The sequence below is a fragment of the Paraburkholderia phymatum genome, from assembly GCF_038900715.1.
Taxonomy (GTDB): domain Bacteria; phylum Pseudomonadota; class Gammaproteobacteria; order Burkholderiales; family Burkholderiaceae; genus Paraburkholderia; species Paraburkholderia phymatum_A.
The window spans coordinates 229,528-245,700 of record NZ_JAYMRZ010000005.1 but is presented as its reverse complement, the minus strand read 5'-3'; the positions used below and the strand labels follow the sequence as shown (position 1 = coordinate 245,700).

The following is a 16,173-nucleotide window of genomic DNA, read 5'->3' as shown; positions in this document are numbered from 1 at the left end:
TGGTTGTTCTACGTGGACGCGCGCGAAGTTCGGCGCGACGGCCGGCGCCCGCTGACGCAGGTTCCGTGCCATGTCCGTCAGGCGCGGCTCGACGGCATGACGGGCCCTTAACTGGCGCACCACCGGCGGCATTTGCAGCGCGGCAATTCGAACGAATGTACAGAATCGTCTCAGATTCGAGACGAAATTCCGTCCGTCGGATTCGATGCGGCGAAGCATACCCTATTCATCGGGGATCTTGCAGGTCTCGTCCGTGAGATAATCCGTCCACAAACTGAGACAATCAGAAAAAAGACTACACGGAGACAGCGTCAACATGATGAACGACTGGTCGGGCTTGCCCGCGACCTACAGCGACGTCCTGCGCCGCGCGATGGACTCGCTTTTCCGCACATTCGAAAACTTCAGCGAAGGCACGTTCATCGTCGATGCCGACGCGCGCGTCGTGTGGATCAACAAGCGCTACGCGGCGCGCTTCGGTTTTTCCGATCCGCAGCAGGCGGTCGGCCGCGATTGCGAAGCCGTGATACCGAACAGCCTGATGCGCGAAGTCGTGATGACGGGCAAGCCCATCCTGCTCGACATTCTGGAAACGGATCGCGAGCCGCTCGTCGTCACGCGCCTGCCGTTGAAAGACGACGCGGGCAAGACGGTCGGCGCCGTCGGCTTCGCGCTCTTCGACGAAATGAAGGCGCTCACGCCGCTCTTCTCGCACTACTCGCGCGTGCAGCAGGAACTGATTGCGACGCGCCAGTCGCTTGCGCAGGCGCGGCGCGCGAAGTACACGTTCGGGAGCTTTGTCGGCACCAGCGCGGCTAGCCTCGAAGTGAAGCGCCAGGCGCGTCGCGCGTCGCAAGTCGATTCGCCCGTGCTGCTGCTCGGCGAAACGGGCACCGGCAAGGAACTGCTCGCGCACGCGATACACGGCGCGTCGGCGCGCTCGACGAAGCCGCTCGTCACCGTCAACGTCGCGGCCATTCCCGATGCGCTGCTCGAAGTCGAATTTTTCGGCGCGGCGGCGGGCGCGTATACGGGCGCGGATCGCAAGGGCCGCGTCGGCAAGTTCGAGCTGGCCGACGGTGGCACGCTCTTTCTCGACGAGATCGGCGACATGCCGTTGCCGCTGCAAGGCAAGCTCTTGCGCGTTTTGCAGGACCGCGAGTTCGAGCCGCTCGGCTCGAACCGCATCGTGCGCGCCGACGTCCGGATCATCGCGGCGACATCGGCCGATCTGCCCGCGCTCGTCGCCGAAGGCCGTTTCCGCCCGGACCTGTTCTACCGTCTCAACGTGCTGACGATCCACGCGCCGGCGTTGCGCGAGCGGCAAACGGATATCGAAGCGCTCGCCTATACGATCCTCGAAGATCTGTCGACGCAGGTGCGCGGCAGTCATTTCGAGCTGCAGGACGACGCGTTGCGCCTTCTCTGCGCGTATGACTGGCCCGGCAACGTGCGCGAGCTGCGCAATACGCTGGAACGCGCGGTGATGCTGTCGGACAGCGAGCGCATCGATGCGCGCGCGCTCGCGCCGTTCATCGGGCCGCTGCGTGGACAGGCTGCGTTCGAGCCGCCCGCACCGGTTTCGGCGGAACCATCGGCGGCAACCGCCGCGTCGATCGATGCGCCGCAGCAGCAGTGGGCCGACGCGATGGCCGCGTTCGAAAAGCGCTTTATCTGCGATGCGGTGCGCGCCTGCAACGGACGCGTGACGGAAGCGGCCACGCGCATCGGCATGGGGCGCGCGACGCTGTACAAGAAGATCGCGGCTTACGGCATCGACGTGTGACGCACGCCGCGAGCGGCGCTGCGCAGTACGATCGGCATTCGACGGAAAGCACAACCCAAGGAGACGAGGCCATGACACGCCGGGGCGCAGGCATCAGTGCGGGCATCATGCTGTTCATCGCGAGCGCGGCTTTTGACGTGCTGCATGCGCAGCAGGCGCCGATGGCCGGTTCGGGTGCTACGGCTGCTGCATCGACGGAACGGCGCAACTGGTACAACGATCCGTTCTTCGCGCTCTCGCATGCAATCGCCGATTGCCCCGTGCCGCTCGGCCCGATGATGACCCGCGCGCAGATGGAGGACGACGCGCACTATCGCGTGGAACGCGGCACGACGTGCTGGCTCGCGCACAAGTGCACGAAGCCGAACTCGTACATGTACGACCCGGAGATCGCCGGCGCCATTCACGCGCGCTTCACGAATCCGCATGCATTCGACGGCACGAGCCTGTGGATCACGGTGCAGCGCCGCTTCGTCTACGCGGAAGGATGCGCGCCCGCATCGTTCGACCGGCACGCGTTGCAACAGCAACTGGAAGCGATACCCGATGTCGAACAGGTTTTCGTGCGCATCGCGACGGGCACGCATGGGGCAATGCCCTACAAGACGCTTGCACAACCCGACATGAAGCCCGATGCACAGCCCGATGCACAGCCGCAGTAGCCTGATGACGCAATGCAAGGCGGCCATGGCACAATCGCGTTCGTCGAAAAACAAGTAGCCAACGGGGTCTTCCATGAAACGCAGTCAAACATCCGCGGCACGCCCGGCGCGCTGGGTCCGTGGCGCGTCGCTTGCCGCCGCGCTGGCGATGACGGGCGCGCTCGCCGCGTGCAGCAGCGCGCCGCCGCTGTTCTCGCCGGACGGCCGGCCGACTACGCTCGTCCAGTGCCCCGCCGGCTCCGACAACTGCGAGCAGCAGGCGCAGGCGATGTGCGGCGGCGCGTTCGATGCGATGCGCACGACGACCAACAACGGCGTGCGCAGCCTGTTGTACGCGTGCCGCGGCAAGTGAGCGGCGCGTTTTTCTCGTCGACTTTTCCCCGCCCCTGACTTTCCCCGAGCCGTAGCCGGTTTCATCCGCGACGCCGGGCTGCGCGCGCAGCCCTTCATCTCTTCGTAGCACGACTCACCGAAACGTCGCACCGGCACGACGCGCGACGGATTTCCGTGCGGCGCCCAACTGAACGCAACGATCTCCTCGTATAAATTGCCCGGTAAAGAACGCAGCAAAGTTCTGCGGCGCTAACCGTCGCAATCACCAGACACGCGGCTCATCCGGTTTTCGGAAAGCGTGCAGCAGCACAACGTCACAGAGACCAGATAGCACGAGATTTCATCGGCATATTTCGTGCTGTCCGATAACGCCTTGCGAGGGACCACGGGGAAGGCAATGAATCACGAACAGATCGAAAAGGATATCGAGCACCTCGAACACGTGATATCGCGCATTTCGGCTGCCGACGGCATTCCGCTGTCATACTGGCGCAGCCGGATCGACTCGGTATCGCTGGCGCCGCTGGTGCCGTCGCAGGTCAGGCGTGTTCAAAAGCTCAGCGACGCGCTGCATGCACTCGAAGTTCGTTACAAGCGCTGAGCGCGCTGCGCCATTCGCGCTATTGCGCGATGTGCGCCTCGCCAACTGCCCACGAGGACCGTCGATGCACAGAGCAGGATTCTCGGCCGCGCGTCTTGCCCGGTTGACCGATGCAATGCAGCGCTATGTCGATCGCGGCGAAGTGGCGGGCGTCGTCACGCTCGCGTGGCGAAACGGCGAGACGGGGCTCTTCGACGCGCGCGGCTGGCGCGACGAAGCCGGGCGTCTGCCGATGCAGCGCGACACGCTGTTTCGCATCGCGTCAATGACCAAGCCGGTGACGAGCGCCGCGATCATGATGCTCGTCGAAGAAGACCGCCTCACGCTCGATGCGCCCGTCGCGCAGTGGCTGCCGGAACTGTCCGCGCCGCGCGTGCTGCGCGATCCCGCCGGCGCGCTCGATCAAACCGAGCCCGCGCGCGCGCCGATCACGGTGCTCGATCTGCTCACGCATCGCGCGGGTTTCGCGTATCACTTCACGTCGACGGGGCCGCTCGCCGATGCCTACGCTTGCGCGTTCAACGGATTCGATTCGGGCCACGGGCCGGATGCATGGCTCGCGCGCATCGCGACGCTGCCGCTGATGTTCCATCCCGGTTCGCGCTGGCACTACGGCATCGCGACGGATGTGCTCGGCGTGCTGATCCACCGGATCAGCGGCCTGTCGCTCGGCGACTTCTTCCGCACGCGCATCTTCGAGCCGCTCGGCATGCGGGACACGGCGTTCTGCGTGCCTGACGCGCAGCTCTCGCGACTTGCCACTGCCTATGCGATCGACCCGGATTCGCGCCGGCGCGTCGTCGAAGATCATCCGCAAGCGAGCCGCTGGGCCAACCCGCGGCGCTTTCAGAGCGGCGGCGGCGGGCTCGTGTCGACGGCGGAAAATTATTTGCAGTTCGCGCGCCTGCTGCTCGGACGCGGCCGCGTCGGCGATGTGCGTCTGCTGTCGCATCGCTCTGTCGATCTGATGCGCACGAATTTTCTCGCGCGCGACCAGCGCCGGATGCCGTCGATCGGACACGTGCAGTGGTCGGGGCAGGGCTTCGGCCTCGGGCTTTCGATCGTCGACGATCCGGCGCAGCAGTTGCCGCTCGGCTATCGGTCGACGGGATCGTTCGGATGGCCAGGCGCATTCGGCACCAGCTGGTTCGCCGATCCCGTCGAGAACATGATCGGCCAGATGTTGATCCAGCGACGCTCCGTCGAACCGTTCGACATGGTCGTCGAGTTCGAGCGCCGTCTGTACGATGCGATCGACGACTAAATTCGTCATGTTTTGACAACGCGCACTACCGATGCATTTCTGACGGCACTACACTCCTACCCGGCACTTTTTACGTCCAACACGGTCACAGTTGCCGTACGGACACGCATGGAGACCTTGCCAGATGGCCACATACAAACAGTTGACCGCGCAACTCGAAAAGCTCCAGAAAGAGATGGAACAGGCGCGCGAGCAGGAAGTCACGCAGACGATCGCCGAGATCAAGCAGAAGATCGCCGAGTATGGCATCACTGCCGAAGAGCTCGGGTTCTCGACGAAGGCGCGCGCGCCGCACAAGGCTGCGCTGCCGCCGAAATATCGCAACCCGAAGACGGGCGAAACCTGGAGCGGCCGTGGCCGCGCGCCGGCCTGGCTTGCGGGCAAGAATCGCGAGAAGTTTTTGATCGGCGAATGAGTTGTGCCGACTGCTCGCTGATGCATGACGCGCGTGCATCGGCGCGTCGATGTCCTTTCCTCTCATTCCTTCTTGTCCCGCAGCGGCATCGTTCTTTGTCTGAGTTTGAAGTGCAGTGAGCGAATGCATAGGTGCCGCGCGCACCGTTGCGGGCGTCCCGAAAATCCTCACCTTTATCCGATGTGACGCGCGTCGAGGCTCGCGAGGCCGGCGTTCAGGCGGCGTGCGAACGACCTGTCGAAGCAGCCACGCACACGCGTCGGCCAGCCCGCGCGACCGTCTGAAAAGCCTTGTGCGACAAGCGTTTGCGCGCGCCGTCGGAAGCGCGGCCGCGCGCTTCTTCTTCCGGATTCGCTGACACGAACAGCGCTTGCCGATCGCGCATCGGCTGCGCGGCGGGCCGCATTGGCCGCCGCTTTTCGTCTCTCCCGAAAACGCTCACCTCAGCGCATTCCGCCGCCGATCCCCTGATGCCTACTCGCTCGGTGGAAACCCGGAGTTGAGTCCGCCTCATACCCCGGATCAAAAAACATCGATTCATCGTCGCGCGTTCCGGACAGCACAATCCGCGCATCCACTCAAACCTGACGGAACGGAAACCATGAGCGCTACCACTGAAAAGCAACTGTTTATCGGCGAAGGATTCGAAGGTCCGGGCGTGAACCTCGCGCACATCAACGTGCTCGTCGGTCCGCGCAACGGTCCGGCTGGTCAGGCATTCGCCACGGCGCTGTCGACGCCGTCTGCGGGACACGCGCCGTTCGTCGTGATCGCGCGTCCGGGCGTGCCGACCAAGCCGCTGACGCTATACGTCAACAAGGCGCAAATCGAAGGCGACTTCCATGGCAATGCGACGTGGGGCGCATCGCAGGCGGGCATCGCGAAGGCGGTGGCCGAATCGCTGGAGAACGGCACGCTGCCGCCTGAAGCGGAGAACGACTGGGTCGTCGTGTCGGCGAACTGGGTCAACCCGAAGACCGACGATCTCGACGCCGTGTTCGAGAACAACTACCGCGCGTGCAAGAACGCGATCGTCGCCGCGATGAAAGGACTGCCGCGCAAGGAAGAAGTGTTCGCCGCCGCGCGCGACGTGTCGAACCCGTTCTACACGCCGAAGCAGCGTTAAGCCAGCCGACGGCACAAAGGAGACAAAGCAATGGAATACGTTCGCCTGGGCCAGTCGGGCCTGAAGGTTTCGCGTCTGTGCCTCGGCACGATGAACATGGGCACGCCGCAATGGAAGCCGTGGATTTTCGATGAAGCGCAAAGCGAGCCGATCGTGCGCCACGCGCTCGAAGCCGGCGTCAACTTCATCGACCTCGCGGATTTCTACTCGACGGGCGTCGGCGAAGAAGTGGTCGGCCGCATTCTGAAGCGGCTCGCGCGCCGCGAGGAAATCGTCGTGACGACCAAGGTCGGCTACGACATGGGCGCGTATCAGAACGCCGGCGGCCACTCGCGCAAGCACATCATGGACGGCATCGACGGATCGCTGACGCGTCTGGGCATGGACTACGTCGACGTCTACATGCTGCATTTCTTCGACGTGAACACGCCCGTCGAGGAAACGATGGCCGCGCTGAACGACATCGTGCGCGCCGGCAAGGCGCGCTACATCGGCGTATCGACGATGTACACGTGGCAGTTCGCGAAGATCATGCAGGTCTGCGAGCGCAACGGCTGGCACAAGCCGGTCAACATGCAACTGCAACTGAACCTCGCGTATCGCGAGGAAGAGCGCGAGATGATTCCGTACTGCCAGGATCAGGGCGTCGGTGTTTCGGTGTTCAGTCCGCTCGCGCGCGGTCTGCTGACGAGCGATCTGCAATCGACGCGCAATCAGACCGACTTCTTCACCGCGCAAATGTACGGCGACACGGCATCGCGCGAGATCGCGGCGTCCGTTGCGCGCGTCGCGGCGAAGCGCGGCGTGTCGGCGGCGCAGATCGCGCAGGCATGGGTGCTGCAGCGCGAAGGCGTCGCGAGCATGCTGGTCGGCGCGGATTCGCCGGCGCAGTTCGACAGCGCGCTGGCCGCGTTGAGCACGAAGCTCGACGCGGAAGAACTGCACGAACTGGAGCGCAACTACACGCCGTGCGATCTGATCAACGACTACACGGCGGGCAGGCGCATCGCGCGCGAAGCGCGTCTCGCGCAAGGCGTGTTCGCCGATACGGTCGCCGATCTGTGCCAGGCACAAACAGCAAATCAGGCAGCGAATCAGTCAGTGGAGACAGCAGTGGAGAAAGCCGCATGAGCGAATTTCTCCGCACGGGCCACTACATCGACGGCGAGTGGTACGAAAGCGCGAACACGTACCCGGTTCGCAATCCGGCGACGGGCGAGGTGATCGCGAACGTCGCGAAGGGCGGCGCGCAGGAAACGGCGCACGCGATCGATGCCGCCGGGCGCGCGTTTCCCGCCTGGCGCGCGCTGACCGCGAAGGAACGCGGCGCGCGCGTGAAGCGCTGGGGCGAGCTGATGCTCGAGCATCGCGATGCGCTCGCCGAGCTTTTGACGCGCGAGCAGGGCAAGCCGCTCGCCGAAGCGAAGGGCGAAGTCGGCTACGCGGCGAGCTTCTTCGAATGGTTCGCGGAAGAAGCGAAGCGCAGCTACGGCGACGTGATTCCGAGCCCGAAGCCAGGCTCGAAGATCATCGTGACGCGCGAGCCCGTCGGCGTGGTCGCCGCGATCACGCCGTGGAATTTCCCGCTCGCGATGATTACGCGCAAGGCGGGCCCCGCGATCGCGGCCGGTTGCACGATGGTGTTGAAGCCTTCGGAAGAAACCCCGCTGTCGGCGTTCGCGCTCGCCGTGCTCGCCGCGCGCGCGGGCATTCCGGCGGGCGTGTTCAACATCGTGTCCGGCGATGCCGTCGCGATCGGCGGCGTGCTGACCGCGTCGCCCGTCGTGCGCAAGCTGTCGTTCACGGGCTCGACGCGTGTCGGCAAGCTGCTCGCGAAGCAGTTGGCGGATACGTTGAAGAAGCTCTCGCTGGAACTGGGCGGCAACGCGCCGTTCATCGTGTTCGACGATGCCGACATCGATGCCGCCGTGCAAGGCGCGATCGCGTCGAAGTTCCGCAACACCGGGCAGACCTGCGTGTGCGTCAACCGCTTCTACGTGCAGGACGGCGTCTACGACGCGTTCACGCAAGCGCTGACGGAAGCCGTGAAGAAGATGCGCATCGGCGATGCGCTGAAGGGCGACGTCGAGCAAGGTCCGCTGATCAACGAGGCCGCGCTCGCGAAAGTCGAAGCGCACGTCGCCGACGCGCTCGAAAAAGGCGCGAAGGCGTTGACGGGCGGCAAGCGTCACGCGCTGGGCGGCACGTTCTACGAGCCGACGGTGCTCGTCGGCGCAACGCAATCGATGCGGATCGCCGAAGAAGAAACCTTCGGCCCCGTCGCCGCGTGCTTCCGCTTCAAGGCGGAAGACGAGGCGATCGAGGCCGCGAACGATACGCCGTTCGGCCTCTCCGCGTACTTCTATACGCGCGACCTCGGGCGCGCGTGGCGGGTCGCGGAGGCGCTGGAAAGCGGCATGGTCGGCATCAACGAAGGAATCATCTCGACGGAAGTCGCGCCGTTCGGCGGCGTCAAGCAATCGGGACTCGGCCGCGAGGGCTCGAAGTACGGCATGGATGAGTACGTCGAGTTGAAGTACATGATGATGGGCGGCCTCGCGCGCTAAGCGTCGAAGCTGCATCCGCCACGCGCGGCGGAGAGCCAGGGGTACGCGTCCCGGCGCGAATTGCGGGACGCACGATAACGCGATTGCGCGATCAAGCAATAACAAAGGAGACATCATCTTGACCGACCAGGACCTGCTTGCGCGGCCATCCGGCCTCGCTTCCGATTCGCCGCGCGCCGACGCGCGCGCCAATTTCCACGATTCCCACCACCCTCCGCATGCGTGCGGCGACGCAATTCCGCTCGACGATGTGCCGCTCAACGCGTTCCACGTGAAGATCGCCGGGCTCACGTTCGGCGCGCACTTCACGGAAGGCTACGCGCTCGGCACGATCGGCTATGCGCTCGCGATGCTCAACAGGCAGATGCCGCTCGACGCGTTCTGGCAAGGCATGATCGGCAGTTCGGCGCTGATGGGCATCTTCGTCGGCAGTCTGGTGTTCGGCTGGCTATCGGACCGCATGGGCCGGCAGCGCATCTTCCTGTTGAGCTTTCTGATCATCACGCTTGCGGCGTTTGCGCAGTTCTACGTCACGTCGCCGGCGATGCTGTGCGCGTTGCGCGTGCTGATCGGCTTCGGCATGGGCGGCGATTTTGCCGTCGGTCACGCGATCCTCGCGGAGTTCTCGCCGCGCAAGCATCGCGGCACGCTGCTCGGTTCGTTCAGCGTGATCTGGACGATCGGCTACGTGGTCGCGAACGTGCTCGGCATGTACTACGCGGATGCGTCGCCCGATGCGTGGCGCTGGCTGCTGGCTTCGGCGGGCGTGCCCGCGCTGGCCGTGCTCGTCATGCGCATCGGCACGCCGGAGTCGCCGCGCTGGCTGCATGGCAAGGGGCGCATCGCCGAGGCGCAGGCCGTCGTGCTGAAACACTTCGGCCCGAACGTCACACTCGATGGCGCGCACGACGATCATGCGCATGCGAGCGGCGGCTTCGCGCGGCTGTTCAAGGCCGATCTGATTCGCCGCACGGTTTTCAACTGCGCGTTTTTCGTGTGCCTCGTGATTCCGTACTTCGCGATCTACACGTTCCTGCCGTCGATCCTCAAGGCGATACATCTCGACAACGGCTCGGGCGCGGATTTCCTGCTCAACGGCTTTCTCGTGCTCGGCGCGCTGCTCGGCATCTGGCTGACGATCGCGCTGTCGCGCCGGCGCTTCCTGATCGGCTCGTTCGCGGTGACGTGCGTGTCGCTGATCGCGTTGAGCATGCTGCCCGAGTCGGCGGCGCTCTGGATGATCGTCGCGTTCGCCGTGTTCACGCTGACGATGTCGGCGTTCTCGAATCTCGTCGGCGTGTTTCCGCCCGAGTGCTTCCCGACGGAAGTACGCGCGTGCGGCGTCGGTCTCGCGATTGCGTGCAGCCGGCTCGGCTCGGCCGTCGGCACGTTCCTGCTGCCGCTCGGCATCGCGCGGCTCGGCTTTCATTCGACGATGCTCGCGCTGGCCGCGGTGCTGCTCGTCGGCATGATCGTGTCGATTGCATGGGCGCCTGAGACCAAGCATATGACGCTGAATCAGGCGAGCGGCGTGTAGCGCTTCACACGCAGCGATCCATTGCTTCGGCACAGGCCCGAAGCCCCGTCGGGGGCTTCGGGCTTTTTGCTTTCTTTGCGGCCCGTCGAGATTTTTCGAACTTTTTCTAATGTCTTTCGGGCGCGACATTTTTAAGATTTCGTTCATGCCGGGCGAAACGCACATCTCGGTACTTTGGGACTTATTTGAGGGATTCTCGATGTCGAACTTTCTAGGATTCCGTTCGTGCCGGGCGCTGACGAAATGGACAAGCGGGCGCCTGTGATTTACCAGCGGTTCGACGTGATGACACCACGATTCCGCTGAGTTTCATAAACCACTCTTCTTCTTCATTTAGGTATCTGGAGCATTCAATGCAAAAGCGCATCATTTCCGCAGCCGTCGTCGTCGCTACGGGCATCGTCAGCCTCATGTCGCTCACGGCGCACGCTGCCGACGGCACGATCACGATCAACGGCGCGGTGTCGGACACGACCTGCTCGATCAACGGCGTGGCGAGCGGCTCGCCTGCCAATGTGACGACGACGTTGCCGACGGTCCCGACGGGTTCGCTGGCGAGCGCCGGCGCCGTCGCCGGCACGTCGAACCTCGGCGACATCAAGCTGGCGCTCAGCGGCTGCTCGGGCACTGCGACGAAGGCAGTCGCGCACTTCGAGAACGGCCCGACCGTCGATCAGAACAGCGGTTATCTGGTGAACCAGGCTTCGGCATCGCCGGCGCAGAACGTTGAAGTGCGCCTCCTGAACGCGCAGATGCTGCCGATCAACATCCTGACGGGTGCCAACAACGACATCGCCGCCAACGGCGCGACGATCTCCGGCGGCGCGGCCGTGCTGAACTACTTCGCGCAGTACTACGCGACGGGCAAGGCGCAAGCAGGTAGCGTCAATACGACCGTGCAATACACGATGCAATATCAGTAAAGCGCAGTACAAGGCGCTTGCGTCGGCAAGCGTCTTGACGACGGGCGAATGTCGGAATCGGATCAAAGGTCAAGCGATGAAAGCGATGTATCGATGGATGGCGGCTCTGGGCTCGATGAGCGCGCTGTTGATGGGCGTGGCCCATGCGAGCGTGACGGTCGGCGGCACGCGTGTCGTGTATCCGCTCGATCAGCGCGAAGTGACCGTCAAGCTGAACAACGACAGCCGCACGCCGTCGCTGGTTCAGGTCTGGATGGACGACGGCAACGCCGACGCGAAGCCCGGCACCGGCAACGCGCCCTTCGTGATCACGCCGCCGATTTTCCGCATGGACGCGAGCAAGTCGCAGATGCTGCGTGTGATGTATAGCGGCGCGGCGCTGCCGCAGGATCGCGAGTCCGTGTACTGGCTCAACGTGCTCGACATTCCGCCAAAAGCCGACGCGGCTCCGGACGCGAACACGCTGCAGTTCGCCTATCGCACGCGCATCAAGGTGTTCGTGCGTCCGCCGAAATTGCAGGGCTCGCCGGAAGACGCGCCGCGCCAACTGGACTGGAAAGTCGTGCCGGCGCCGCAAGGCAAAGGGCAGGCTCTCGCTGTGTCGAATCCGACTGCGTATCACGTGTCGTTCAGCGAAATCGACGTCACGTCGAACGGACGCACATTCAAGAACGAAAGCGGCGGCATGGTCGCGCCGCACGGCAAGGAGATCATCCCCGTGCCGCAGATGGCGGGTGTGCAGTCGGCCAAGGTTCACTACGTCGCCATCAACGACTTCGGCGGCGCAATCGAAGGCGACGCGACGCTTACGCCGTAACGCCGGATTCATCCCTTGCCGAGGCGTCCGCATCCCGAACGCCGGCGTTTTCCCTTTATTTCGCAAATGTTCGGTGCGCATCACAGTGCGGTGCGCTGTGCCTTTGCGCGCGGCTTCAGGGGCATCTCAAAAATCGAATTCCTTCTAGGTACTTCTATCTCGTAAATCCATAACATCGATTCGTACCTCATCGAGAGACCTCCGTTTCGCAGCAATCGAAGTCGGCCCGTCATGAAGCGTTCGCATTCCAAACAATCGCAATCTCCCAATCGGCAACCGGCGGGTTCGTTCGTGCTGAATCCCGTCACGGCCGTTGTGCTCTCCGCGTTCGCGGTGATCGGTTGCGCGGGTTCGGCGCATGCCGATGCGGCCAACCCGGTCGAATCGAACGGCACTGTTGTCTTCGACACGACGTTCCTGCAAGTCGACGCGGGCGAGCGGGTCGACGTCGCTCGCTTTGCGCGTGGCAACGTGGTGTCGCCGGGTGCCTATACGGTCGACATCTGGGTCAACGACAACCGCGTGGCGCGCGATAGCGTGCGCTTCGTCGCCGCGCACGAGGGCGATAGCGCGCGTGCGTGCCTGTCGCGCAAGATGCTGGAAGGACTGGGTATCGACTTCGCGAAGATCGAGGCGGACACGCGGCAGGGCGCGGCGCACCCGACAGCCGACGAATGCGTTGATCTGAGCGCTGCAATTCCGGGCGCAACCGTCGATTTCGACTTCACCGAACAGAAGCTGGCGCTTTCGGTTCCGCAGAAATACATGCGCAATGCGGCGCGCGGTTACGTGCCGCCGGATCTGTGGGAAAACGGCGTGAATGCGGGGTTTCTCAGCTACAACGCGAACGCCTACCAGTCGAATAGCGGGGGCGCGCATTCGACGCAGGGATATCTCGGCCTGAACGCGGGCGTGAACATCGGCGCGTGGCATGTCCGGCATCAGTCGTCGGTGACGGCATCGACGGGTCAGCCGACGCAGTTCGACAACATCGCCACGTATGTCCAGCACGACGTCACGAAGCTGCGCTCGCAAGTGACGCTCGGCGACGCGCAGACGACGGGCGACGTGTTCGACAGCGTGTCGTTTCGCGGCGCGCAGATCGCCACCGACGATCGCATGCTGCCGGAATCGCTGCGCGGCTATGCGCCCATCGTGCGCGGCACGGCCGAATCGAATGCGCGTGTGTCGGTGCGCCAGAACGGACAGGTGATCTACGAAACGAACGTGTCGCCGGGACCGTTCGAAATCCGCGATCTGTATGCGACCGGCTACGGCGGCAATCTCGACGTGACGGTGACGGAAGCCGATGGACGCACGAAGAGCTTCACGGTGCCGTATGCGTCCGTCGCGCAGTCGCTGCGCCCGGGCACGACGCGCTTCGCCGTCACGGCGGGCCAGTTGCGCGACAACTCGCTGCAAACGAAGCCGGGCTTCACGCAGTTCACGCTGCAGCGCGGGCTCACGAATCTCGTGACGCTGTACGGCGGCGCGATCGCGTCGAACGGCTATCTGGCGGCGAACGGGGGCGTGGCCTTGAACACGAAGCTGGGCGCGTTCGCTGCCGACATCACGTCGGCGCGCACGGAGGTGCCGGGCTATGCGACGCAGCAAGGCCAGAGCCTGCATATCGGCTACAGCAAGTTCATCGATCCGACGGACACGAACATCGCGGTTGCCGCCTATCGCTACTCGGACGCGGGCTATCTCAACTTGGCCGACGCCGCCAGAACGCGCGATTACGCGATCCACGGCGGCAACATCAACGCGGCGGATCGCGAGCGCGGCCGCCTGCAACTGACGGTCAACCAGAACCTGAAGGACCACGGCTCCGTATTTGCAACGGTGTCGTCACAGCATTACTGGAATCGCCCGGGCCACGACGTGTTCTATCAGGCTGGCTATTCGAACGGCTTCAAGTACGGCACGTACAGCGTGACCGCGAGCCGTACGCGCAATTCGGATGGCGCGTTGTCGAACGAGATCATGGTCAGCACGACGATCCCGCTCGGTCATACGCAGCACGCGCCCATGCTGTCGACAAATCTGAACGCGGGCAGCGGCGGCGCGTCGAGCATGCAGGCGAGCATCGGCGGCACGGCGGGCGAAAACAACCAGTACTCGTATAACGCGTACGGCACGGTCGGACGAAGCTCGAGCCAGGCCGTCAACGCCAACGCGGGTGTGAGCGGCGTGTACCGCGCGCCGTACGCACAGGTGACCGCATCGGCGAGCGGCGGCGCGAATTCGTCGCAGATGTCGGCGGGCGTGAGCGGCTCGATCGTCGCGCATCCGGGCGGCGTGACGTTCTCGCAGACCGTCGGCGACACGTTCGGCATCGTCGAGGCGAAGGGCGCGGAAGGCGCGTCGATTTCGAGCGCGACGGGCGTGAAGGTCGATTCGCACGGCTATGCCGTCGTGCCGTACCTGATGCCTTATGCGGCCAATACGGTGGACATCGATCCGAAGGGCTCGTCGACGGATGTCGAATTCGAATCGACTTCCGAGCATGCGGTGCCGCGTCTCGGCTCGGTGGTGATGCTCAAGTACAAAACGGCGACGGGCCGCGCTGCGCTGATCCGCGCGCCGCGCATGGGCGGTGAAGCGCTGCCGTTCGGCGCGGATGTTGTCGATGGCAGCGGGCGCAACGTCGGCGTCGTCGCGCAGGACAGCCGGATCTTCGCGCGCGGGCTGGAAGACAACGGCACGTTGACGGTGAAGTGGGGCGACGAGCCGGGTCAACAGTGCGGCGTTAAGTATTCGCTGCCGGTGAAGGGCAAGAGCGATAAGGCCGATGCGGCTTATACGTCCGTTGAGTCTCACTGTTTCGGCGTGGTGCTGGCTCAAGTGGCGCGAAACTGAACAGCGCGGGCATCGGTGGCGGCCAGGTTGAGGCGCTGTTACGTATTTAACGGGTAGATCGAAAAGATGAGCAACGTCCCAATTCATAGAGCCGAGTTGAAATCAAACGCCTCTCAAGCTGCACGTTGTGTGAAGGCGCTTGTATGCCGAGCGATGATAGGCCTCGCCGCAATGCTGACGTTAATGGCGCCGATCACTCGCGCGGTGGCGGGCACGATCACGTTCCCAACCAACGGGATGCCGAATCTGGTGTTTCCCGCGTCAACTGCGGTGTCGCGCGATGTGCCCGTTGGCACGGTGTTGTCGAGTCAGGCTAACAATGCTGGTATTTCCGCGAGCAGCGTGACTTGCAACGTTCAGAAGGACGTCACGGTCAATGGCACCCCTCTTCCCGGCGATCCGCTCACGTTCCAGACAAACGTGCCTGGCATTGGCGTGCGCTTTTACATTACTAACGGCTGGAACGGCTCATGGATTCAGGTTCCCGTTTCGCAGACTCTTTCCTCTCCTAGCGGAGCGAGCGCGCACTATACGAGAGCGGATCTCGTCGTCACCGGGCCCGTGAGCACGGGCTCGATAACGACACTCCCGAGCATGATGGTCAAATTTTCGGGAAGCTGCATTACGACCGTGACCGCGACGCAATCGTTGACGCCCGGCACGGCCATCACCAGCAACACGTGCAGTGTCACCACACCGGCGCTTGCTTTCAATCTTCCGAAGGGGCTTTCGAACAAACTCGTCACCACGGGATCCACGACGGGTGACACGACTGTCCCGCTCGGCCTGAATTGCGCGGCGGGAGTCAAGGTTGCAGTGACGATCACCGATGCGACGAATCCGCAGAACCTGACGACCACTCTCTCATTGGCTCCCGGATCGTCGGCCTCGGGAGTTGGCCTGCAAATACTGAATGGAAGCACGCCCGTCGCATTCGGACCTGATTCAGCCGTGGCAGGCAATACCAATCAGTGGTCGGCAGGGACGGCAGCGGGGGGAACGATGCAAATTCCGCTTACTGCTCGTTACGTACGGACTTCGGGCACACTTGTGCCGGGAAGTGTCGCGGGTAGAGCGACCTTCACCATGTCCTATCAATAGCGTTCGAGGGGGTTTCGGCCGCGCGGACGCGGCGGTTGGCCAAAGAGCGGCGAGCAAGCCTCCTCACGAGTCGCGGAGGAAGAACGCCAAAAATCCATGACCTGTCCCGGCACGTGTATCATCGCCGCTTTCACAGACTTTTGCGGGGCAGCTAGCCAGGCCTGTCGTCGCGCCGGACA

Annotated in this window: 14 protein-coding genes; all 14 read left to right on the top strand. The window is 63.9% G+C overall.

The window, feature by feature from the left end; genetic code table 11:
* Positions 1–316 precede the first annotated feature (316 nt).
* Positions 317–1,786: a sigma-54 interaction domain-containing protein gene (locus VSR68_RS12155; RefSeq protein WP_342940079.1), complete on the top strand. Its 1,470-nt coding sequence runs from the start codon at positions 317–319 to the stop codon at positions 1,784–1,786.
* Between the two features lie 71 nt (positions 1,787–1,857).
* Positions 1,858–2,448: a BON domain-containing protein gene (locus tag VSR68_RS12150; RefSeq protein ID WP_342940078.1), complete on the top strand. Its 591-nt coding sequence runs from the start codon at positions 1,858–1,860 to the stop codon at positions 2,446–2,448.
* A 73-nt stretch (positions 2,449–2,521) separates the two neighbouring features.
* Positions 2,522–2,800 carry a hypothetical protein gene (locus VSR68_RS12145; RefSeq protein WP_342940077.1) on the top strand — a complete coding sequence of 93 codons (279 nt, stop codon included), beginning with the start codon at positions 2,522–2,524 and terminating at the stop codon, positions 2,798–2,800.
* A gap of 378 nt (positions 2,801–3,178) precedes the next feature.
* A complete protein-coding gene (locus VSR68_RS12140) occupies positions 3,179–3,382 on the top strand; it encodes a hypothetical protein (protein WP_342940076.1) in 204 nt (67 codons plus the stop codon).
* Between the two features lie 64 nt (positions 3,383–3,446).
* Complete coding sequence (locus VSR68_RS12135; RefSeq protein ID WP_342940075.1) at positions 3,447–4,646, top strand: serine hydrolase domain-containing protein; 1,200 nt, start codon at positions 3,447–3,449, stop codon at positions 4,644–4,646.
* Positions 4,647–4,770: 124 nt separating this feature from the next.
* Positions 4,771–5,061 carry an H-NS family nucleoid-associated regulatory protein gene (locus VSR68_RS12130; protein WP_090869800.1) on the top strand — a complete coding sequence of 97 codons (291 nt, stop codon included), beginning with the start codon at positions 4,771–4,773 and terminating at the stop codon, positions 5,059–5,061.
* Positions 5,062–5,662: 601 nt separating this feature from the next.
* Positions 5,663–6,187: a formaldehyde-activating enzyme gene (gene fae, locus VSR68_RS12125; RefSeq protein WP_342940074.1), complete on the top strand. Its 525-nt coding sequence runs from the start codon at positions 5,663–5,665 to the stop codon at positions 6,185–6,187.
* Between the two features lie 30 nt (positions 6,188–6,217).
* Entirely contained in the window at positions 6,218–7,318 is a 1,101-nt protein-coding gene (locus VSR68_RS12120; protein ID WP_342940073.1) for an aldo/keto reductase, read from the top strand.
* Entirely contained in the window at positions 7,315–8,754 is a 1,440-nt protein-coding gene (locus VSR68_RS12115) for an NAD-dependent succinate-semialdehyde dehydrogenase (RefSeq protein ID WP_342940072.1), read from the top strand. Before VSR68_RS12120 ends, VSR68_RS12115 begins: the two co-directional genes overlap by 4 nt.
* Positions 8,755–8,872: 118 nt before the next feature.
* On the top strand, positions 8,873–10,291 hold the full coding sequence (locus VSR68_RS12110) for an MFS transporter (RefSeq protein WP_342940071.1): 1,419 nt from the start codon (positions 8,873–8,875) through the stop codon (positions 10,289–10,291).
* A 353-nt stretch (positions 10,292–10,644) separates the two neighbouring features.
* Positions 10,645–11,214, top strand: coding sequence for a fimbrial protein (locus tag VSR68_RS12105; protein WP_342940070.1), 570 nt, complete (start codon positions 10,645–10,647; stop codon positions 11,212–11,214).
* A gap of 76 nt (positions 11,215–11,290) precedes the next feature.
* Positions 11,291–12,031: a fimbrial biogenesis chaperone gene (locus tag VSR68_RS12100; RefSeq protein ID WP_342940069.1), complete on the top strand. Its 741-nt coding sequence runs from the start codon at positions 11,291–11,293 to the stop codon at positions 12,029–12,031.
* Between the two features lie 231 nt (positions 12,032–12,262).
* On the top strand, positions 12,263–14,893 hold the full coding sequence (locus tag VSR68_RS12095; RefSeq protein ID WP_342940068.1) for a fimbria/pilus outer membrane usher protein: 2,631 nt from the start codon (positions 12,263–12,265) through the stop codon (positions 14,891–14,893).
* 171 nt (positions 14,894–15,064) lie between these two features.
* A complete protein-coding gene (locus tag VSR68_RS12090; protein WP_342940067.1) occupies positions 15,065–15,994 on the top strand; it encodes a fimbrial protein in 930 nt (309 codons plus the stop codon).
* The last annotated feature ends 179 nt before the right edge of the window (positions 15,995–16,173 follow it).